Genomic DNA, 21413 nt, shown 5'->3' on the forward strand with positions numbered 1-21413 from the left:
TCAGTTAAAAGCAACTGGCCGGTTCTGGCTTGTATCTGCAAATCCATTTGAGGTACCTTTCATGAAAAGCAGCAATAATAAACAAAAAAAAAATGCGCTAAAAATAAAAACAGCGCTTAAACAACTGGCCCGGCCAAATAAGGCGATCTATTGGTATCTGGGGCTTTATTTTCTTGTCAATCTGGTGTTGCTAACTACTTTTCCCTATGTTCATTCTGACGAGTCGTGGCTCAGCGGGTTATCCCGACATATCGCAGTAACCGGTGATATCGGTGTCACTGAGCCTTTTTTTAACATTTATGAGCGCTATCCCCATGCCATCCGGCTACTGTTTCATCTGCTCCAGGCCGGGTTTATGCAGGTGTTCGGATATCAGATTTTTACCTTCCGACTAATTTCTCTGCTTTTTTCAGTGGGAACCCTTTACTTTTTTTATCAGCTCAGCCGGCTTTTTTGTCTTTCTGATGGTACAGCACTGCTAGCCACCCTCTTGTTATCTCTGGACATTCAGTATCTTTACGCCTCCCATCTGGCCCGGCAGGAAATTATTATTCTATTTATTCTGGTGTTGGCCTTGTATCTTCTGATTAACCGAATCGCTACCCATCACTTAACGGATGATCTGTGGCTGGGGTTAATTGTCGGTTTAGGGATTGGCGTCCATCCCAACAGTTTTATAGTCGCTTTAACCATCGGACTGTGCTATCTTTACTTTCTCTATCAGAAAAAAATTACTTTTAAGAATCTAACTCTAGTGGTTCTGGTAATAGCCCTGTCTGCCCTTTTTTTTATCGGCATCAGCCTGATTATGGATCCGGATTATTTGGTACACTATCTCCAGCAAGGTAAAAATTTTGGAGTTGGTGATGGATTACCGGGCAAGTTACAGGGTTTTCTGATTTTTTATCGGCACCTGTTTACCCAATTTAGCATCGAGTATTATATGCCCAATATCCGTTTTCAACTGATCGTCTTTGGGCTGGTGCTGTTACTTAGCCTGCTGCTCTTAGCAAAGCACCGATCTTGCCCGCGTTATCAAAAACTGAAGCTCCCCCTACTGATCGTTTTTGGGGTTAATCTGGGGATTTTTCTAATCGGCCGATACAATGTCACCAGCATTGTCTTTGTCTTTCCGCTCATGTACTTACTAACCGTGCTATTACTCGAAATGATTTCTGACCAATGCTATCCCGAACAAATGTTAAGCAAACCCAAGCTACCAGAAAATAAAAAAAAGCCATTACCCGGACTGTTAGTCCTGATAACCGCTGTGCTGACACTAACTGGGCTGCAACCCACAGCCAGTCCCTATTCTGTCTATCTCAACCAAATCCAGGCTGCCATTCCCGGACGTCCGAAAATTCTCGGCAATTTAAACGCCGAGTATGCCTTTGCCGATGGCCAACTAATTGACTATCGCAATCTGCAATACCTCGATGACCGGGGAATGACCTTTGCCGACTACATTGCCAAACAGCAGATTGAGTACATCATCTATTATGATGAACTGACCTTTATCACCAAAAATCATCCCGCCTATGATGTAATGTACGGCGATATCACCCCGATTTTTGCTGAAATGACCACCTTTCTCGCTGAGCACTGCGAAGAAATCACAGTATTTAGTAACAGCAGCTACGGCACCAATCTGGCTCCCCTGATTGATACGAAGCCCTGGCAGATCCATATTTTCAGGGTGAAAGCAGGGCCGTAATTTCGGCCACCCGGGTCTCACTGACATTGCGGGACTGATTTTTTATTACCGCTGCCACGGTACCGGCTCTTAGCACGACAATCCGATCGGCTAAATAAAGAGCTTCCCGGATATCGTGGGTCACAAAAACTGTGGTGGCCCGGGTTTTCTCTTTAATCTTCAGCAGGGTGTCCTGGAGATCCCGTTTGGTTTGGGCATCCAGACTGCCAAAGGGCTCATCCATTAACAATAATTGGGGGGATAACGCCAGGGCCCGGGCCAGAGCCGTCCGCTGCTTCATCCCGCCGGAAAGCTGATTGGGATAATAATCACCAAAATCGGACAGGTTTACCATCGCCAGATAATGGTTCACACGGGTTCGTATTTCCTGATTCGTTAGCCGATCCGGCGCTTTTTTCAGCGGAAATTCAATATTATGTCGGACTGTCTGCCAGCTAAACAACTGATCAAACTCCTGAAACACCATAATACATTTGCGACTGGGTTTTTCGACCAACAAACCATTTAGTAGAATCTCTCCTTGATCACCTTTGACAAATCCACCAATCAGGTTAAGCAACGTGCTTTTGCCGCAGCCGGAAGGGCCAATGACACAGATCAATTCTCCCGGCCAAATTTTTAGGCTGAGATTATAAAGGACCTGATAGTCCTCATAAGATTTGTTCAGTGAACGAATTTCAATGATTGGCTTCATGCTACACCCCATTTATTGATGGTATTTTTCTCAATTTTCCCAAAGACAAAATCTTCCACAAAAATTCCCACTGCAATGATTATCAGAAGCCCGGCATATACACCGGCCGTATCCATAAAAACCCGTTTATTAAAAATATACCAGCCGATCCCGCCGATACCCCCAGATGCCCCAAAAATCATTTCGGCCGAGATGGCCGCCCGCCAACCCCTGGCCCAACCAATTTTAAGACCAGCAAGCAAATAAGACAGCGACGCCGGAATAAAGATCCGGAGGATGCTCTGGAAGGTATTAAACTCATAGTTCTGACCGATTTTTTTATACACCTCGGGAATGGCCTTAAAGCCGGCAGTCATATTGAGAATCATCGGCCATAAAACCGAATGGACGATGATAAACAAAACGGCCATACTGCCAGTACCAATCCAGAGAATGATCAGTGGCAACAGGGCAATTCCCGGTAAGGGATGAAAAATGGAAACGCAGGTGTCGGTAAAACTGGCAAACACCGGACTCACCACTGACAGAAATGACATCAGAAAAGCCAAAACCACACCAATCCCAAGGCCGATTACGATCAAGCCCAGGGAAAAAAGCATCTGTAGCAGGATGTCACCATTGATGATCGAGTCAATCAATGAAGCAAAAATCAATTCCAGAGATGGAAACGCCAAAGGGCTCACTGGCGAGAGTTTTGCCGTTAATTCCCAGGCCAGCAGCATGATCGCAATCCAGATATATTTTGAATAAGGCTTTAAAAAAAGCGCTTTAATCTTCATAATCGGTATGCTCCCAAACGACCGACTCCGGGCTTTCGTAACTTTTTTTCAGATAGCCGGTTTTAAGCATAAAATCCGAAAAGGTCTGAAGACCTTTGACGGTGGTGCTGTATTTTGTATCAGCCGCACTCAGATATGCCAGCACTTCCGCTTCCGGCAGCTTATAGGCTTCACTGAGAATTACCGCTGCCTCCTGGGGATGGTCATTAATAAAGGTAATCGCCTCAGCGACCGATTGATTAAAAGCAGCATAAACTTGCGGGTTTTGATCGTGGAGTTTTTTAGTCGTCACGCCCACAATAAATGAAAACTCGTCACCAAAGGCTTCGTTACCGGAGAGGATCTGATGGAATCCTTCGGTGCTCAGTTCTTTTTCCAGATACGGGGTGGAGGTAAAATGAGCGGTCACATCACTACCTGAAAGTAAGGCATTCATCCCATCCGGATGCGACAGGGTTAGCAGATTATTGTCCAGCTTCTGGGGATTGCCAAAGTCCCGATCACAGGCCATAGCCAGCAGAATATGCTGAACGCTGCCCGGTTGTGGTAGTGCAATGCGGTCATTTTCGCCCAGCTCAGCCAGACCACTGACACTGGTTTTAGTTACCAGCCCGGTGGGCACCGATGAGAGGCCCGTAGCAATTTTCCAGTCCATGCCGTTATCCCAGCCAATCAGAAATGGCGGGATGGCCATAAACCCGGCGTCCAGGCGATCGGCTACCATCGCTTCCCGAATGGCCGCGGTATTACTCATTTGTTCCCATGAAATGTCAATCCCCGGGCAATTTTTTTCCAGTAGTCCCTGTGCTTTCATAATTTGGACTGGTGCATAGGCAATCCCATATTGTTCGGCGATGCGGATGGTTTTTTCCCCACCAGCCGTTTCTGTTTTGGCACAGCTAGTTGTCAGTAACAGCGCCATCATAGATAAGATAATTACAAACTTTTTCAATTGTTTCCCCCTTTTTTTATTAGTCAGTACACTAACACTTATTCCTGCCGCTTGCTATGATCACGCAAGATAGTCTTTAGGTTGAATCACCAGGTTCTGACCTTGCTCGTTAATAATTTTTAGATCACGAAAGGCTTGATTAATGGAGCTATGCAAAGACTGTTCCGAGGTTCCGGCAATCACCAGATAACCAGCTCTAGCGGTGGCGTTAGCAATGGTTTTTAGCGTCTGTCCGGTGCTAACATTGTAGCCCGCGGCAATCACGCCGGGAATCTTTCTCAGGGTCTCCAGACTGGTGAGACTGGTTATTTTTCCTGGTTTGGCAAAAAACAACTGCACCGACAAATGATCACTCCGACGCTCAATCACAGGCTCTGAGTTTATCAGCGGCTGATCATCATCAGCCGATAAATCATCGATCCCCAGGGAGAAATTTATGACGCGATCGAGAATATCAAAACCGGTCAAATAGGGAATAAAAATGTCTTCATGGGCACCACCAATCCGGCAAGCGACCTCATTGACGACAATCCCCTGCGCCCCCACCAGCAGTTGGATATAAAGAGGGCCAGCGTCAATTGCAAAGGCCCGGGTGATTTTTAAAACCAGATCGCGGATTTCTGCCGCCCGGTTTTGGTGCCGGCTTGGGTATTCATGGGCATAACAGATCCCGATGTTGCGATCGAAGGAAAAGCTCTCCCGATCGGTAATGGTAAGAATCTCCGGTACCCCCTTGTCTACCCAGGCGCTGACCGTGATTTCATCACTCTGATAGAAGGACTCCAGCAGCACTTTTTCTTCGCGGGAAAAAGAAAGCGTTACCGGCAAATTTTTTAAGACCTCTGCTGGAGAGTAAAGCTTAAAAACCCCGCGCTGACCCTGGCTGTCCAGGGGTTTGATCACCACTGGAAATGAGGTTTTGCCCAGATCTTCTGCCCGGGCTTCTTTCGTTAGAAAACGATAAGGCACCGTGGGAATCTGGTTGTCGGTCATAATCTTCTTCATCTTTTCTTTATTGGTAACTGCCCGGGCTGTCGGCACATCGAGGAAAGCGGGCAGCTTCAAGGCCTCGGCCACCCGGGCAACGGTATAAACGGGCTGGTCGGTGCCCATCGTCATAACCCCATCAACCCGGTACTTTTTTGCAATCTCTAAGTTCTTTTTTACATCAAAGGTGCTGACTTCCTCATTGAAGGCCGCATAGATCCGACCCGGCGGATTTTTTAAATAGTCCACCAGCACCACTTCGTGTCCCAGTTCAGCGGCACGGCGGATGGCTCCCAACTGATTATTACCACCACCTAAAATTTGCAGTCGCATCGTTTTTCCGTCCTTTATTTTTAATTTTATCGATATCATTATTTTCTTCGCTGGTAGTCGCTGTTAAGGCAACCATAATAATAAAACAATCGCAATAACAACTGGCTTAGCTTTTTAATCGTATAATTTGATTTTCCATAGCGCCGTTGCTTAAAAGCCACCTTGACATTCCCGATATTTTTGGTAAACCGAAGGGTGATCGCCGTGATGTAAACAAAGGGTGTTTGATCTTTAATTATTTGTTCAACGGTTTCTCGATTGAGCACGCGAAAACTACCCACCCGGATTCTTTTGGGCTTTTTTAAAATCAGAGTAAAAAAAAGATCCACCAGATTGGATCCCAATTGCCGGTAAAACGGATATCCGGCCCGGTCCGGAATGCCGTAAACCACGTCAAAGCCTTTCTTTATTTCATCCAGCAACAACATAATGTCTTCCGGCTGCTGTTGCAGATCGTCATCGATGGTGATGACCTTACGTCCCCGGGATTGGGCCAGCCCGGTCTTAATGGCTGATTGCTGACCGGAATTCTGATCCAGGGCGATTAAAACAATCCGGGAATCGACCGCTTCCAGCACCCGGATCACTTCGCGGGAATCATCCTTAGAACAATCATCCACCAGAATGATCTCAAAAGTTGATTCTCTTGCTTCTAGAGTCGTCACCAACCGACGGATTAATTCTCTGATCGATTGGGCACTGTTATATACCGGAATGACAATGCTAACATCCTGATCTAATTTAACTGCTTTATCCAATTTGACTCCTTGCTGGCTGATAAATAACCCTACCTAAAGATATCCTAATATGTTATACTATGCAAAAAAGAGAAGGCGGTCGATCCATGATAACCATTGATTGTCTGGGAGAAATGTGTCCCATCCCAGTTCTGAAAGCACAAAAAGAATTTAAAAAACTCAACTCCGGCGAAACCATCAAAATCATTACCGATCACAGTTGCGCACTGGAATCCGTAACCAATAAGTTTAAAAAACATCAGGTTAGCTCAGATGAGATCATTGTCGGTGTCTGGGAAATCTTTATCACCAAATCCTAAGCCTCGTCTTTGTCTTGACTATGCGTTTAATCCTGTTAAAAACTAACACAGACTTTTTCTGGCGATATCCTTAAAATATTTGATAAAATCGATAATTACATGGTTGTTCTCTGTTTCGTCATAAATCAGATACATTTCATACTCGATGGTCATATCCGTAATCGCGATGGCCTTGATCTGCTTGCGGTATAACTCTTTTTTAATGGCAATATAGGGCAAAAAGCCAATTCCGAATTCGTTCATCACCGAAGCCTTCACCGATTCGATGGAATCGCTTTTGTAGAGTATATTCAGGGGCGTATCACTATTGCCGGTCTGCTGCATTTTTTTTAATATCACCCGGGTTAAATCCATGCTGTCATTGAGAATGATCAACGGATAATCAGGCAGATCCTTCAGACTGATGATGTCAGGAATCTCAAGATCGGCCGGGGCAACCAGTACCAGCTTATCGATACCGATTTTGTAATAAGAAAGCCGTTCATTCTTAGGCTTACCGTAAATAACCCCGAGATCACAGATATTATTGATGATATTTTCCTCGATTACCAACGCTTTATTGGAGCGGATTTCGTAATTGTTTTGGGGAAACCGTTTCTTGACCTTGTACATCACACAGGGCAATGAATAATTAGCAATGGTCCAGAAGGCTTCAATTTTAATGTCTTTTAAAACTTGATCGCTTTCTTCCAGTTTTGTGCGCATCATGTTTAGCGTTCGCACAATGTTACCTGCATACTGGTAGACAATCTTCCCTTTTTCTGTTAATTCCACCCCTTTGTTACTGCGAATCAGCAGAGTGCTGTCAAAGTCTTTTTCCAGCTTGGAAATCTGCTGGCTTAATGCCGATTGAGAGATATGGTTTTCGGTGGCCACCTTTGAAATGCTTTTAGCTTTTGCCACCTGATAAAAATTTTCAAGATATTCAATATGCAAGAATTATCACTTCCTCATTTTTAGTTCTTTGTTATCATTTTATCACAGTTTGCTTTTCTGAACATTAGCAATTTGTTCTTTCCGGGGTTTTCTCCTGGTTTTTTTAATTAAATCAAAAATCGGATCAGCAGTTTTCCGCCGATTAGCGCACCAATAAATAAAAAAAGACCGAATACCCAGCCGGATAAGGACATCGATCCAATCCCACTGAAAAATGCTCCGATATTGCAACCGGATGCGATACTTGAACCATAGCCCATCAACAGACCGCCTAGCGCTGCTGCCATTGCCTGTTTCCCCGATTTTATTTTCTTGAGTCTAAATTGTGACGCCAGTAAAGCTGATAATGAAGCCCCCAAAATAATTCCCAGATTTCGTAGCGTTACCAGATTCTCCTCGAACCACAAGGTCTCTGTTGTTCCCATTAACCCCAGAACCGTCCCTAAATGCTCGGGCGTTCCAAAGCCCAAAAACCCTTGCAAACGCATGGCCCAGTAAGAAAAGGCGCTGGTAATACCCAACGGTTCCTGGGTGACTATCAGGGTAATTATCTGAAGGATCGATAATAACACCGCCCCGGTCACATAGGACCAGGCTGGCTTAAACCACTTTCTGAATTTTTTCTGATCTTCTGCATTCATCGTTTTTCCCCATTTTTCAGCCTTTATCATACTCGAGCAATCCTCTGTATCGGACTTTCAGAAAATACATTTTTGTACAAACTACCACTATAGCTCCTGCTTTTCTTCCCATTTCATGGCTAATCCATACAGCAGACCAATCACCAGGAGCTGGATAATCAATGCACCCGCCCACCCGAACACATCCGGTAGAAACACCCCGTCTTCTATCCACATCAAATGAGTTTGCCACCATTCAAGATGATTATTACCCAACAAGGTGCCGAAAAAAAAGCCGAGCAGGGTGATTAGATGGATTTCAAACCCTTCGCCGATACGCATTAGCATCCCGGAGGCACAACCCCCGGCAATCACCATTCCGATGCCAAAAATAGTACCGCCGATAACAGTATGCATACCAATGGACGAAATATAGCTTTGTCCCGGAATCGTCTGGCCGGTGATATAATAAAAATATTTGATCGCGGTAAACCCGATACTTGTTACTGCCAGCGCCACCAGTACCCCCCGAGTCATGGCGGTGCTTCCTGTCAAAGCTGGGTCCCGAAGCCCCGCCACAAAACAAAAGCGGGAGCGTTGCAATGTATAACCAAAAGCAATGCCGCTAATCCAGAAAAAAGCAGTCACCATTGAATACTGAAATAAAAAAAGGCCCATTAAAAGCAGCATCAACAACAAAATAGAGCCCGCTGAAAACTGCTGGGAAAATTCATCTTTTTTATGATCTGTCGCTTTGACCAAACTATTGCTCCTTGTGTTTTAAAACCGATTTCAAACTAAACCTGACATGTTTTTTTGCTCGTTATAAATCAAGGCCGGATAAATGATAGCATTCTTAACCAAAATTTTACTTTATGCTTATCTTACACTTATTCCACTGTTTTTGCAACGGATTACCGTCACTCTGATTATTTTTAAGTTGTTTGAATAATTCATTTAAAATCGAGTGTCTAGATAAATCACAATTGCGCGTTACCGAATCGAAATTCGATTCTAAATAAAAGGGCATCAAAAAAGCCCCATTCGGGGCTAACTTTTTAACAGTAATTCTATTTAGATCACAGCAGGATTTACCGAATCGGAATTTTTTGCACTACAGTTTTTACCACTACATAGCAGTTTACGATTGATTTTAAACAACACATGAATGGTTTTTAATTGAACCAGTACCAGTGGCAGTATGATGGCAAAATAGGCAATACTGAATTTTGTGATCACATCCGTTTTAACCAGGGCCCATTCAATAAAGAACATCCCCATGACAAAGGTTGCAACACCCGGACAGATCAGCGCATAACTACCCACACTGTTCTGATCGCCGTTAATAAATGTTTTAAAATAACCCATTTTGTGTAGCGCTTGATAACCAATCAGTCCAAACAATACCTGAATCGAGACAAAAACGGATAAGAATACTAAAATCACCGCTGGATGGGGTTCTGTTCCCATCAGATTATGAGAAATACCCGAGATAACCCGGACACTGGTAATCCCCAACAAGGTCATAATCGGGATCAGCATCCAGAGGGTTGGTGCGCCTTCCAAGGCAATCCCGTCTTTTAAGATCGCTTGAATCCCTAGCGTCAGCATTACCACTAAAACCAGTAGTGCAAAGGTTGAAAACGAAATAGCACCGATGATCCCGATTACCGAAACAATTAGATTATGGCTCATAGCTGCCGATGCGGCAAAGCCAACACCAATCATGACAAAGGCAAAACTGCTCAAAAGCGGGCTTAAGTCATTGCGTTTCTCAAAACCGCCACCAATGATAAGTTGTTCGGATTACCCCGGGTGATACAAGAGCAGAGCACAATAGTATCCGCGCCGCGCTTCACCATTTCCGCCGCCCGGGTCACGGCTTTTTTCCCGGGACATCCACCACAGCTGACAAAGCCAACGATCTCAATATCGTCTTCAATTCCCTCAAAGGCCGCTTTTTTGTTCCGCATCACCTTAAAATCAGTAGTGCCGGGACACATATCTTCAGTTTGTTGACAGCGAATTAATCCAACTTTCGTAAATTCTCCCTTTTTAAAACGCAGGTAGTGAACAATGATAACCCTATTTATCACTAGCATACATTGATCAAGAAGCGGTGTCAATTGTTTATGCAACGAAATGAATGATCCCGGAGCAATCCCCTGTGAACCATCGGCTCTGACGCATTGAAGTTACTAAGCACCAGCCGTGCAGATATTGCGATTGAGCTGGTTGGAGTAAAATAGATGGACCGGTTCATTGTAGAGACGACTTAACAAATCTTCTGATAAATACTGATCCACCACTCCGATTTCAAAGGTTCCCGAGCGATTGAGCACCCCGACTCGTCCGCCAATAAAAAACACCTGATCCGGATTGTGAGTTGTCATAATAACACCATAACCCTGATCCGACAATTTTTTAACCAGTTTCATGGTTTTAATCTGATTCCCGAAATCCAGATGGGCGGTGGGTTCATCCAGTAAAATAAAGTCCGGCTCCTGGGCAATGGCTCTGGCAATAGTCACCAGCTGTCGTTCCCCACCGCTTAACTGCGTATAGGCTTTGTTCCGGAGATCGGTGATCCTGACCAATTCCATGGCTTCTTCAATCATCCGCTGATCCTGCAGACTCAGTTTTTTAAAGGCACTTAAATAGGGGGTTCTGCCCATGGCAACAAATTCTTCAACGGTAAAGGCATAGGTCGGCTGGTGAATCTGGGGCACATAGCCAATCCGCATAGCGAATTGGCGCAGCGACAGATCTTTAATATTGTCTTTTTCTAAAAAGATCCCTCCTTGTGTTGGCTCACTCAGATTGCCGATGCAGTTCAGCAAGGTCGATTTACCGGCACCGTTGGGACCCAAAATGGTAAATATTTCACCCTTTTTCAGACTGAAATTGACCTCTGTAAATATCTGATTGCCGTTAGGATAGGCAAACCCCAGTTCAACGATCCTTAAATTCATGACAGATTCATCCTCTCTTTTTTTAACAGATAAAAATAGAATGGTGCGCCAATCAAACCGGTTAAGATACTCAGCGGTAATTCGGCGCTGGTGATGGTTCTGGCAATGGTGTCAATCATCAGTAAAAAGATTCCTCCCAAAACGAAAGAAACCGGTAATAATTTCATGTTATTGGGACCGACCATCAATCGCCCCAGATGTGGCACCACCAGGCCTACCCAGCCGATTGTTCCACTAATGCAAACAGAACTGGCTGTCAATAAGGTGGCGCAGATAATGACAATCCGACGGGTGGTTTTCACATTGATCCCCAGGCTTCGGGCTTCCGTCTCACCGAGTGACAGCACATTGATTTTCCAACGCAGTACCATGATAATGATAATTGCCAGGATCATCGCCGGTGCCACCATCAGGATACTCTTAGGCAATACCTTGGCGATACTGCCCATCTGCCAATAGGTTATTTCAGCCAATTCCGTTTCCGGATCGGCAATATATTTAATAATCCCCATAATTGAACTCATCAGTCCCCCAACAATAATCCCTGACATCACCAACATCATATTGGAGCTGTTTTTAATCAGCTTCGGAGTCGTTGTTGTCAACGCCACCGCCAGAATGCCGCCAGCAAAGGCACCAATCTGAATACCAATGGTTCCGATCCCAATTAAAATTGCAATGGCGGCTCCAACGCAGGCGCCGGAAGATACCCCCAGCAAATCAGGCGATACCAGAGGGTTTTGAAAAACCCCCTGATACACCGCCCCTGACAAAGCCAATGAACCACCCACCAGAATCGCTGCCACCACCCGGGGGAAACGCAACGTCATAACAACGCTCTCCACATTCGCATCCCCGACTTGTGGTAGCGGTAAAATGTTGGCCGCCAGCACATGGATCACTTCCGGAATTGAAATGGGAAAGCGTCCCATGCATAATGAAACAATCACCAGGGCTCCCAAAATGATAACTAACAGCACCAGCAAAGCTGAAAAATTCAAGCGCTTTTCTTTAAGATTGATATCTTTTAACATTTACTACAACTTTCTGATTTTGCGGTTGCAGCCGACTTAACTGTTGGCATCGACTTTCAAAATCGTATCAATATTTTCATCGGTCAGATCGGCAGAAAAGAACGCTTTATAAAAGGCTTTCAGATCTTTACGGATATCATAATCTTTAAATAGTTCCGGCTGTTGAATACTGCCCATCCACTTAATCATCAGAGGTGTTTCAACACAAGGGGCATCATAACGATAAATTCCCATCGGGGTTTTGTAAACCCGATGGTTTTTAACCGCATCGATATTGCTCCAATCCTGACCTTCAATTTTATTCTGATACAGATCTTCCGGTACGATTTCGTCAAAATTTGACAGATAGATGATCTCCGGATTCCACTGAAGGATTTGCTCCATATTTACTTCTGACCATTGTTTATCCAGTCCGGCAGCGACATTCGCACCACCGGTTAACTCTAACAGATAATTATTGATGTTTTTTGCTCCTGCCACGCTAAGTTTGCTATTACGTAAATACATTACTTTCTTTTTTGAAACACTGTCAAGTTCAGCTTTCTTGTCAATAAAATAATTTTCTATCTCGGTGTGATAAGCCGTCAGTTTTTCAGCTTCATCTTCTTTTCCCAAAACCTGACCAACCAGCAGTAAATCCTTTTTTAAGTCTTCCAGATTTTCCGCATAATTCAGCATTACCGGGGTAATTCCCACCGCTTTTAATTGTTCGGCTTCAGCCGTCTGATCGTTCCAAATAAAGGCAATTTCTGGCTTTAAATTCATTAACGCTTCCACATTGATGGTAAAGTCTTTGGTAATTTCAGCCGTTGAAATAGTGGCAAAAGCCGGATCAAGGGTGGGCATAAAACTGGTTTTGTACGCAGCCATCGCGCTGGGATTAATCGATACAATCCGCTGACTGCCACCATCAATGGCCCACATTGCCGACGCCCAGGGAATCGGGGTAATGGCAACCTTGGTGATGGTTTCCGGTAATTGCACCTCATTACCACCCTGATCTACCACCGATGTCAGTTTTTCGGCGGTTTTACTTTCCGACTCCTTTGCCTGACTGCTGCAACCGGCAATGGCGATACACATAATCAGACCGATACAGATAACTAGTAACATTCTTTTTTTCATCTCTTCTACTCCTTGGTATTTTTTTATTTTTAATTTAAGCCGTTACTTCATTTGCAAAGAAACGCTTTAAATAAGCGTAGCCTGTTTGTCCCATATATTGATAATCCAGCTCGATAAACGCGTTACCGCTAAGGCTGGGATAGGGCATGGGAATAAATTTATATGATATCGTGTTGATTCTATTTTGATAAAGCGGATCCGCAATGACATGGGTAACGGTCATTTGCGATAATTCCTGATCCGTAATTTTATTTGCCCGGATGGTTATAATCCCAAAATCATTTGGGATCGCTGTCTCAAGCCGATCCAGAATTTCATTTTCGCCCAGCAGCAGCACCCGGAAAGCCGGGCATGGCTGCGGCTCTTTATTTAAGTAATACGATTCCGGGATCACTGTTTTTAATAACGTACCGACGGCTCTCAGCCACTGATTAAAGCCGTCAATGCCGATCGGCATTGCAAAATGATAGGGTATTTCAAACATCTCCGCCATCCATTTTGCCAAACACAGACCGTGTCTGGAAAAAACAAGATTCAGCTCAGCTTCTGCTGCCGTTTTAAAGGAACCCAGACTCTCATAGCCGAGAAAGTTCACCGCATAACCCAGCGACGTCAGGCAGGTTTCAATTTCATCAAAGTGTTGCCTTTTCCCAAACAAAAATGGATTATAGCCAATAATATTGAGCCGTTTTTTTCGGTTTTCAACTTTTTTTAACGTTGCTTTGGCGATTTTTAACAAGGCCTTTGCTACCCCTTCTTCGGCCGTCTGAAAACCGTTGGTATCTATTGCACAGGTCATTTCAAATAGATCACAGGTCTGTAAAAAATGATCATTCATCCCGGTCATAAAGGTAACCGGTGTGCCAATGGATAGAAATAATTTTATATCTTTGGTTTGATGATTCATTTGAAAGCGCTTTGTAATGGCTTCACCGATCTCATTTGTGCAGCCATTAACCGCCTGCAAGTCATTAAATCGGGAAAAAATAAACGGATTGTGATTCAGTTTATCAATGGAACTAGGACAGTTTGCACAGCCGGAGCCCGTCATTAAAAACTGACAAACGGCCTCATCATCGGGGAATAAAGAAAGTACCCCCGTATAATCTGCGGCCAGCGGCGGTAATTCACAAACCGCTGCATTTTTTGATAAAACCAGTGGCCGGGTCTTGACAAAGTCCGCAATTTTTGTTGCAATCTTATCCAAACGTTGGGATGGACTGGTTTTTCGTTTCTCCATGGGACCACGCTTGAAAATCTCGACAGGTATCTGATGGGGATTATCAAGTCCCTCGATCATCGTATCAAAATCGGTTTGGCTGAGCAAATCGGGACATGAAACATAAAGAATAATACCCTGATAGCAGGCTTTTCGTAACGCCGCTTCAACAACGCCTTTGATTTTTTCCAGATAATCCCCAAAGGTATAATCCAATGCACGAATGGGAACGAGTTTGAGCTTGGACAACTGCCCACATTCCAAAGCCCTAAAATATAAAATACGGATACAAGTTGGCGGTCCGACGGCCACGACTAAGGTTTCCGGTATCGCAAAAATTCGTTTCGCCATTTCCATATCACCTAAATTATAGATCGACGTTTCAATGGTGATGCTACTCATCTGCTGATTTCCTGGTTCTTTGCGGAAACAAAATCAAAGAGGGCTTCCATTGCGTCGTCATCAAGGGGACGAGAGTCACTGGCAGGAACTTCGCAAAACAGATCCTTCCCCAAGGTCTTAATTACCTGTGAAAGGGGGGCCTGGGGATCGGCCTCAATCATGGTATTTCTTTGATACTCGGCCAGCTTGATCGCCTGGTTTTGTTCAATAGAGGCTATCAGACGGCTTTCGGTCATTTTGATAAAATGATCAACCACATCTTTATCGGTTTGGGACGAGTAGCGATTATGAATAAAGCCGCCAAATAGTTTTTTCTTCGGGGTTTCGTAGTGCGCGATACCCTTTAAAATATTATTGGCAGCGTACAACGACATAAATTCTGATGAGGTCACAATATAAACCGCATCAACACATTGCTTGCGCATGGGGATGGAAAAACCACCACAGACCACATCACCCAGCACATCATAGACAATCAGATCCCAGTCCATCGCAAAGACTTCCAGCTTTTCCAGGGTCTCGATCACCGCCGAAATGCCCATCCCGGCACAACCGACCCCCGGTTCCGGGCCGCCAGCTTCAACGCAAGTAACGCCATAAACTCCTTTATATAAAATATCTGCTTTATTCAGCTGATCTCCTTTTTCCTTGAGTGTTTTCAAGACGGTGGGAATCCGTCGCTTCATCAGAATCCGGGTCGAATCCGATTTCGGGTCACAGCCGATATGGAGAACCTTTTTCCCAGCTTTTGAAAGCGCTGCCGATACATTGGCGGCAATCGTCGATTTACCAATCCCTCCCTTGCCATAAAATGCGATCCGTTTTAGTTTTATCTTCATTTTTCCTCCAATAAAAAAACTCTTCTGAATTATTAGACAGAAGAGTTTATTATAAAAATAAATCCCTCACCCAATAATCCGTTAGGCTTGGTTATCACAAAATATAGAAGCATCCTGGCTTAAGATCATCGCCTGCTGTAACAACTTCCCAGAAATTTCTTTCCAGTGTTGATCAATTTACAGCGGCTCACTTTTACAGTGGCGGTACCGCATCGGACTTTAACCGATTTTCATACTACACTTTGTTATTCAATTAAGTCGTATTATATCACAAGAAAGAGGAGCAAACAATTCAGCGGTTCTTCTAATTTCCAATTGCCAGCTATCAATATTTTTGATAGTATAGGGCTAAACAAACAAGGAGGAAACCAATGATTTCACTACAAAATATGAAATATATGATCGAAATTTCAAGGCATCAATCAATTTCGGCGGCGGCTAAGGCCCTCTATATTTCCCAATCCACTTTATCCACTGCAATCAAAGAAGTCGAACAGAGTCTCGGAATTCTCCTGTTCAAGCGAAACAGCCGTGGGATTGAATTAACTTATGAAGGACAAGATTATCTAAACCATGCCAGAGATATCGTTGAGCAAGCCGACTATCTGGAACGACGTTATCAGCATCAGAAATCGATCCCGATGCGCTTTTCTGTCTCCACCCAGCGACTGCCCTTTTCGACCATGTCTTTTATCAAAATCGTTGATGAAATCGGCTTGGATCGCTATGATATTGCCATTCGGGAATGTCCAACCCATGAGGTCATCCACGACGTGGCCACCCGTCGCAGCGAAATCGGGGTTATGTGCATTAATGATCATTACCTGAATACGATGCAAAAACTTTTAGATACCAGCAATCTCTCCTTTCATATTCTGGGAAAAATCAAATCCTATGTTTTTATAAGAAAACTACATCCCCTCGCTAAGAAAGAATTGCTAACCCTTGATGACTTAAAACCATACCCTTTTGTCACCTATGATCAGGGTGATGACAATCTGCTTCATTTTTCTGAAGAAATTTTATTTAATGAAATCCTGGATAAAAACATTCATGTCATTGACCGTTGCACAAAAATCGCCCTGGTTCGTGGCACTGATTGTTTTAGCATCGGTCCAGATCTGACTAACAGCGATGGCGATAAGATGCACTCAAAACTAAATGAGATTCAGACGATCGAGTTTTGCGAAAGTGATCAAATTTTACACGCGGGTTATATTATGCGCAGGGAACATACCTTAAGTGATATTGGAATACGCTATATTACGACTTTAAAAGCGAAAATCAATGGACTAGAATGCAATTCTTACTGATGCAAAATAACTAAAAAGATCAAAAGGACAGATACTTGATCCCTTTGATCTTTTTTTATACACTTTGAGTTCTTCAGGCTTTTCTAATTCTAAACACCACTTTTTCTCCACAGTCCGGGCATTGGAGCGGGGCATCGGTAATCACACCTTTGCGAGCCGCATAGACAAAGGGAAACACTGCACTGAGTGCCATCATGCAGAAATTTCCACTCTTGTCCTTATCCAGCTGGGGTCCGTCAAAAATGACTTCATCCCCCGCCGAATATATCGGGCAACCCGATTCCTCAACTACCAGTTTTATTTTCTGTTCAATTACTTCCATGTTGTCCTTCCTCTATAACGCCAGTCGATACAGCGCTTCAATCTGTTCCAGGGTTGTACTTCTGGGATTAACCAGAATATTACCACTTTTCATGGCATCTACAGCCATCGCAGGGATCTTATCGACCGTGACGCCCACCTCACTTAGGGTTTTGGGAATCCCCAGTGCACAAGTTAAGCTACGGATCTCATCGACCAAAGTCTGAGACGTAAAATCCTCCCATCCTTCACCGCATTTAATCGCGTCATAAATTTTTTGATAACGTCCGGTATCGGCTAGGGCGTTATATTCCAGCACCGTTGGCAGCAGTATCGCATTGGCAACCCCATGAGGGACATCAAAATAACCGCCCAGGGGATGGGCCATCGCATGGACATTACCCAGCCGCGCCCAGGCAAAGGCGATCCCGGCAAACATGCTACCATAAAGCATATTGGCTGCTGCTTCTGGATTGGTTCGATCTGCCACAAACAAACGGATATTATTACCGATCAATTCCAAGGCTTTTTCAGCCATTGCATCAGAAAAAGGTGAAGCGGCCTTCGATAGATAAGCCTCAATGGCATGAACCAGAGCATCAATTCCGCAGGCTGCCGCCGTTTTTTCCGGGGTTGTCATAACTAAGGTTGGGTCCAGTACTGCATAGGCCGGAATCAGTTCATAACTAAAGACCGTCAGCTTATAATTCCGGGAACGGTCCGTGATCACCGCAAAAGCTGTTACCTCAGAACCGGTGCCAGCAGTGGTGGGAATGGCAATTAGCGGCACAATCGCACCGGGGACCTTATCAGCCCCTTCATAGGTACCAATTGACCCACCGAACTTCGCCAATATCCCCACCGCCTTAGCTACATCCATGGGGGAACCGCCACCCAAAGCAATAATACAGTCTGCCCCACTGTCAACAAACGCCTTGGTGGCCTTATCGACGGTTTCTACTGAAGGATTGGCCTCCGTTTGGGTAAAACTGTCAAAAGTCAGCCCGGCCCGCTCTAAAATATCCGTAATCTTCTTAACCACCCCCATCTTATTCAGATGCGGTCCCGAAATCACCATCGCTTTTTTTAATCCCTGCTTATTTAAAAGCTCCGGTAATTTCTCAATACTATTCACCCCGCAGATTATTTCTTGCGGTATTTTAAAACTAAAACTATTCATCTCTTTTCCTTTCATAACTCCCGACAAGACTATTCAGTTACACTGCCAACGCGAGCGGCAAAGGCAGGCTTTTCATCGACATCGACATACTCTACATCAATATGAGCGCCAAACTCATCACCATATTTGAATTTACAGTAGCCATAGAAGATTACGCCCAATACGGCCCAGCCACCAGCCATGATCCATTCTTCTGTTACCAGTGCAGTGGAAGCAAAAGGCAACGGAATCACATATAACAGGGTCATCATACCCGATAAAGCAACTGCCACAATTCCCACGAAGGTGCCAAATCGAACCTTGTATGGTCGTTTCATATCCGGTTCTTTTTTTCTTAAAATCAGGAAGGACAAGGATACCATAGCATAGGCCAGGCAGACCCCGAAACTTCCGGCATCAACAATCCAGACCAGCATTTTTCGTCCAAAGAACGGAGCAATTACCGACAATACGCCAATTAGGCCGATTGCTAATACCGGAGTTTTATACTTAGGGTGAAGTTTAGCAAACACTTTTGGAATCATATTGGATTCAGCCATGGAATACATCGCCCGGCTGCCCCCGATTAAAAAGGAGTTCCAGCTGGTGATAATTCCGGCCATCCCACCAACAATCAGTACCTTGGTCATAATTTCACTGTTAAAAGCCAACCCCATCGCATCAGCCGTTACGAGGGTTGAATCGGCCATTGCGCTAGCAGGCATCACATAAGCCACAGCCAGAATGATCAGAGCATAAAAAGCGACTGCCATCAGAATCGAAAGAATCATAATCCCGCCAATTTTCTTAAATCCGGCATTTATTTCTTCAGCGGCCTGAGGGATTACATCAAAACCAACAAAGAGAAAAGGTGTCATAACTGCTACCGTAAGCACACTCCCCAGAGCGGTGGTGCCCAATTCAATACTACCACCAAACATGTTTCCGGCAATATTAGAAGGATCACCATTGATTACTGATCCAGCAATTAAAAGGAGTCCAGCACCGGCAATTAAAGCGGTAAAAACAGTTTGGAGTTTGGCTGCTGTTTTAGCACCGAGAATATTAATGGCGGTAATAATAATAGCGGTAATCACCCCTACGGCCACCCATGAAGCATAAATGTCAAATCCAGCCACAGTATACATATACCCTTGTAAAAAATCAGGACTCAAATATTGGATGACCGTCGGAAAGGCACAAGCTTCAAAAGCCACAACGCTGACGTACCCCAAAATAATAGCCCAGGTACAGATAAAGGAACCCGTGGGTCCCATGGCCTTATAGCTAAAGACATGTTCGCCGCCGCATTGAGGCATCGCAGCTGTAAGTTCTGCATAGGTCAGTCCTACAAAGACGACCATAATCCCCCCGATTAAAAAAGCCAGGGCCGCTCCCAGAGCGCCAGCGGTTTCTATCCAGATACCGGTATTCACTACCCAGCCCCAGCCAATCATGGCACCAAAGGCCAGCACAAAGATATCTTTGGTACTTAAAACCTTGTCAAATTTCGACTTGTTTGTTTTTCCACTCATTTTTCTTTTCGTATGATCCAATTCTGGATCATACACCCCTTTCAAATTTGATTTGTTAAGATAATTGCGTGGTTGTCAATAAAAAAATAGGATCTTCACAAGCTTTCTGGTGTCGGTCTCATTTAGACCGATACTAGAAAGCTGTAAAAACCCCATTGTTTAAAACTTTATTTAGTTAATTTGATTAAAATTAGTTGACCAATTCCTTGACCGTCGCTTCGATGATGCTGTAAGCCTTGTCACAGTCTTCTTTTGATACAATCAGCGGTGGAATCATGCGGATGATGTTTTTTCCAATGGCGGTAATTAGCAGTTTTTTCTCCAGCACGCCATGTTTGATAGCCACGCCCGAAACGCCGTCTTCAAATTCTACCCCGATTAAAAGACCTTGTCCTCGGACTTCTTTAACCTTTGGCAGTCCCTTTAATTGTTCCATAAAGTAGGACCCCATTTCCCGGGCATTGCCGGCCAGGTCACGATCGAGTAGTTCGGTGATCTGGGCCAGAGAAGCGGCGGTAGAAACCGGATGTCCACCATAGGTCGTCCCGTGAGAGCCCATGGTAAAGGCTTTGGCCACCTCAGCAGTCGCACAGATCGCACCGATTGGCATACCTCCGCCCATGGCTTTTGCCATTGAGACAATGTCAGGCTTAATTCCATAATTCATATATGACATAATCGCTCCGGTTCGGCACCAGCCTGTCTGAACCTCATCTAGTAATAAAAGCAAACCTTTTTCATCACAGAGGGCCCGAAGTCCTTCCATAAACTCCGTTGTTGCCGGATGGACTCCCCCTTCCCCCTGGACCGGTTCAATGAGAATGGCAATGGTATTGTCGTTGACAGCATCTTTAAATGACGCTAGATTATTAAATTCAGCATAGCTAAAACCGGGAGTCATATCCCCAAAGCCGATTTGACAAGCGTTGTCCGGCTGCCCGGTGGCACTCATAGCACCGAAGGTTCGACCATGAAAGGACATCTTGGCGGTAACGATGTTATAGCGCTCTGGGCCATAAGTTTCGACCCCATATTTCCGGGCCATTTTAATCATCGCTTCATTCGATTCAGCTCCGGAGTTCTGGAAAAAGATCTTATCCATACCAATGCTAGTACAGATTTTTTCGGCCAGCAGCACCTGGGGGATGGTATAAGGATAGTTGAAGGTGTGAATCACATCAGCCACCTGATCCTGAACCGCTGCAACTACTTTATCATTGCAGTTGCCAGCGCTGTTGACGGCGATACCGGCATAAAAATCCAGGTAGGCCTCGCCATTTTCATCATAAATATACATATCTTTTGCTGTTTCGGCGATAAAATCAAACCGTTCATAGGTTTCAATCATATAGGTGTTAACTTTTTGCTTTAATTCCTCTTTTGTAAGTCCGGTGTCTTTAAGTTTCATTCCAATTTTCCTTTCCCTTTTCCATTAACGCTACA

General features: G+C 44.5%; 20 protein-coding genes, 1 pseudogene and 1 riboswitch. Of the genes and pseudogenes, 3 read left to right on the forward strand and 18 right to left on the reverse strand.

Translation table 11 applies throughout. From position 1 onward, the window contains the following. Window positions 1-61 precede the first annotated feature (61 nt). Entirely contained in the window at window positions 62-1714 is a 1653-nt protein-coding gene (locus tag DOZ58_RS03615; protein ID WP_111887055.1) for a glycosyltransferase family 39 protein, read from the forward strand. Here the strand turns inward: DOZ58_RS03615 and DOZ58_RS03620 are convergent. The 5 genes from DOZ58_RS03620 to DOZ58_RS03640 are packed head-to-tail and all read right to left on the reverse strand — an operon-like array spanning window position 1692 to window position 6217. Next, a complete protein-coding gene (locus DOZ58_RS03620; RefSeq protein WP_242988596.1) occupies window positions 1692-2408 on the reverse strand; it encodes an ABC transporter ATP-binding protein in 717 nt (238 codons plus the stop codon). The genes DOZ58_RS03615 and DOZ58_RS03620 overlap by 23 nt on opposite strands. Continuing rightward, the gene (locus DOZ58_RS03625; RefSeq protein ID WP_111887057.1) at window positions 2405-3187 is read right to left on the reverse strand and encodes an ABC transporter permease; all 783 of its coding nucleotides are present in this window, start codon (window positions 3185-3187) and stop codon (window positions 2405-2407) included. Before DOZ58_RS03625 ends, DOZ58_RS03620 begins: the two co-directional genes overlap by 4 nt. Next, window positions 3177-4139 (reverse strand): ABC transporter substrate-binding protein, encoded by a 963-nt coding sequence (locus tag DOZ58_RS03630; RefSeq protein WP_242988597.1) that lies wholly within the window; start codon window positions 4137-4139, stop codon window positions 3177-3179. Before DOZ58_RS03630 ends, DOZ58_RS03625 begins: the two co-directional genes overlap by 11 nt. A 60-nt stretch (window positions 4140-4199) precedes the next feature. Next, complete coding sequence (locus DOZ58_RS03635) at window positions 4200-5459, reverse strand: ATP-grasp domain-containing protein (protein ID WP_111889671.1); 1260 nt, start codon at window positions 5457-5459, stop codon at window positions 4200-4202. Between the two features lie 38 nt (window positions 5460-5497). Beyond that, a complete protein-coding gene (locus DOZ58_RS03640) occupies window positions 5498-6217 on the reverse strand; it encodes a glycosyltransferase family 2 protein (protein ID WP_162624402.1) in 720 nt (239 codons plus the stop codon). A gap of 86 nt (window positions 6218-6303) precedes the next feature. Here DOZ58_RS03640 and DOZ58_RS03645 point away from each other — a divergent pair, with 86 nt between their 5' ends. After that, a complete protein-coding gene (locus DOZ58_RS03645) occupies window positions 6304-6516 on the forward strand; it encodes a sulfurtransferase TusA family protein (RefSeq protein ID WP_111887059.1) in 213 nt (70 codons plus the stop codon). A 42-nt stretch (window positions 6517-6558) separates the two neighbouring features. Here DOZ58_RS03645 and DOZ58_RS03650 read toward each other — a convergent pair whose 3' ends face one another. From DOZ58_RS03650 to DOZ58_RS03695, 9 genes and pseudogenes are all read right to left on the reverse strand, one after another. Further along, window positions 6559-7452, reverse strand: a complete 894-nt coding sequence (locus DOZ58_RS03650) for a LysR family transcriptional regulator (RefSeq protein WP_111887060.1) — start codon at window positions 7450-7452, stop codon at window positions 6559-6561. 107 nt (window positions 7453-7559) lie between these two features. After that, window positions 7560-8762 (reverse strand): annotated as a pseudogene (locus DOZ58_RS19220) (YeeE/YedE family protein). Window positions 8763-9146: 384 nt separating this feature from the next. Beyond that, window positions 9147-9821 carry a hypothetical protein gene (locus DOZ58_RS03665; RefSeq protein WP_111887062.1) on the reverse strand — a complete coding sequence of 225 codons (675 nt, stop codon included), beginning with the start codon at window positions 9819-9821 and terminating at the stop codon, window positions 9147-9149. Between the two features lie 8 nt (window positions 9822-9829). After that, window positions 9830-10174, reverse strand: a complete 345-nt coding sequence (locus tag DOZ58_RS03670) for a CGGC domain-containing protein (protein WP_111889673.1) — start codon at window positions 10172-10174, stop codon at window positions 9830-9832. Window positions 10175-10270: 96 nt separating this feature from the next. Then, entirely contained in the window at window positions 10271-11044 is a 774-nt protein-coding gene (locus DOZ58_RS03675) for an ABC transporter ATP-binding protein (protein ID WP_111887063.1), read from the reverse strand. Then, window positions 11041-12078, reverse strand: coding sequence for an iron ABC transporter permease (locus tag DOZ58_RS03680; RefSeq protein WP_111887064.1), 1038 nt, complete (start codon window positions 12076-12078; stop codon window positions 11041-11043). Before DOZ58_RS03680 ends, DOZ58_RS03675 begins: the two co-directional genes overlap by 4 nt. Window positions 12079-12114: 36 nt before the next feature. Further along, window positions 12115-13203, reverse strand: a complete 1089-nt coding sequence (locus DOZ58_RS03685) for an ABC transporter substrate-binding protein (protein WP_111887065.1) — start codon at window positions 13201-13203, stop codon at window positions 12115-12117. Window positions 13204-13237: 34 nt separating this feature from the next. Then, complete coding sequence (locus DOZ58_RS03690) at window positions 13238-14824, reverse strand: nitrogenase component 1 (protein ID WP_111887066.1); 1587 nt, start codon at window positions 14822-14824, stop codon at window positions 13238-13240. Then, window positions 14821-15663: an AAA family ATPase gene (locus DOZ58_RS03695; protein ID WP_111887067.1), complete on the reverse strand. Its 843-nt coding sequence runs from the start codon at window positions 15661-15663 to the stop codon at window positions 14821-14823. Before DOZ58_RS03695 ends, DOZ58_RS03690 begins: the two co-directional genes overlap by 4 nt. A gap of 88 nt (window positions 15664-15751) precedes the next feature. Then, window positions 15752-15932: riboswitch (cobalamin riboswitch) on the reverse strand. Window positions 15933-16034: 102 nt separating this feature from the next. On the opposite strand from DOZ58_RS03695, the gene DOZ58_RS03700 reads away from it, so the two are divergent. Next, window positions 16035-16976, forward strand: a complete 942-nt coding sequence (locus DOZ58_RS03700; RefSeq protein WP_111887068.1) for a LysR family transcriptional regulator — start codon at window positions 16035-16037, stop codon at window positions 16974-16976. A gap of 73 nt (window positions 16977-17049) precedes the next feature. Here DOZ58_RS03700 and DOZ58_RS03705 read toward each other — a convergent pair whose 3' ends face one another. The 4 genes from DOZ58_RS03705 to DOZ58_RS03720 form a co-directional block, all read right to left on the reverse strand. Further along, window positions 17050-17298 carry a TIGR04076 family protein gene (locus tag DOZ58_RS03705; RefSeq protein WP_111887069.1) on the reverse strand — a complete coding sequence of 83 codons (249 nt, stop codon included), beginning with the start codon at window positions 17296-17298 and terminating at the stop codon, window positions 17050-17052. A 12-nt stretch (window positions 17299-17310) separates the two neighbouring features. Further along, window positions 17311-18456 carry an iron-containing alcohol dehydrogenase gene (locus DOZ58_RS03710; protein ID WP_111887070.1) on the reverse strand — a complete coding sequence of 382 codons (1146 nt, stop codon included), beginning with the start codon at window positions 18454-18456 and terminating at the stop codon, window positions 17311-17313. 29 nt (window positions 18457-18485) lie between these two features. Continuing rightward, on the reverse strand, window positions 18486-19970 hold the full coding sequence (locus tag DOZ58_RS03715) for an APC family permease (RefSeq protein WP_111887071.1): 1485 nt from the start codon (window positions 19968-19970) through the stop codon (window positions 18486-18488). A 190-nt stretch (window positions 19971-20160) separates the two neighbouring features. Then, window positions 20161-21378 (reverse strand): aspartate aminotransferase family protein, encoded by a 1218-nt coding sequence (locus DOZ58_RS03720; protein WP_111887072.1) that lies wholly within the window; start codon window positions 21376-21378, stop codon window positions 20161-20163. Window positions 21379-21413: the final 35 nt, after the last annotated feature.

It is taken from the genome of Acetobacterium sp. KB-1 (genome assembly GCF_003260995.1).
GTDB classification, from domain to species: Bacteria; Bacillota; Clostridia; order Eubacteriales; family Eubacteriaceae; genus Acetobacterium; species Acetobacterium carbinolicum.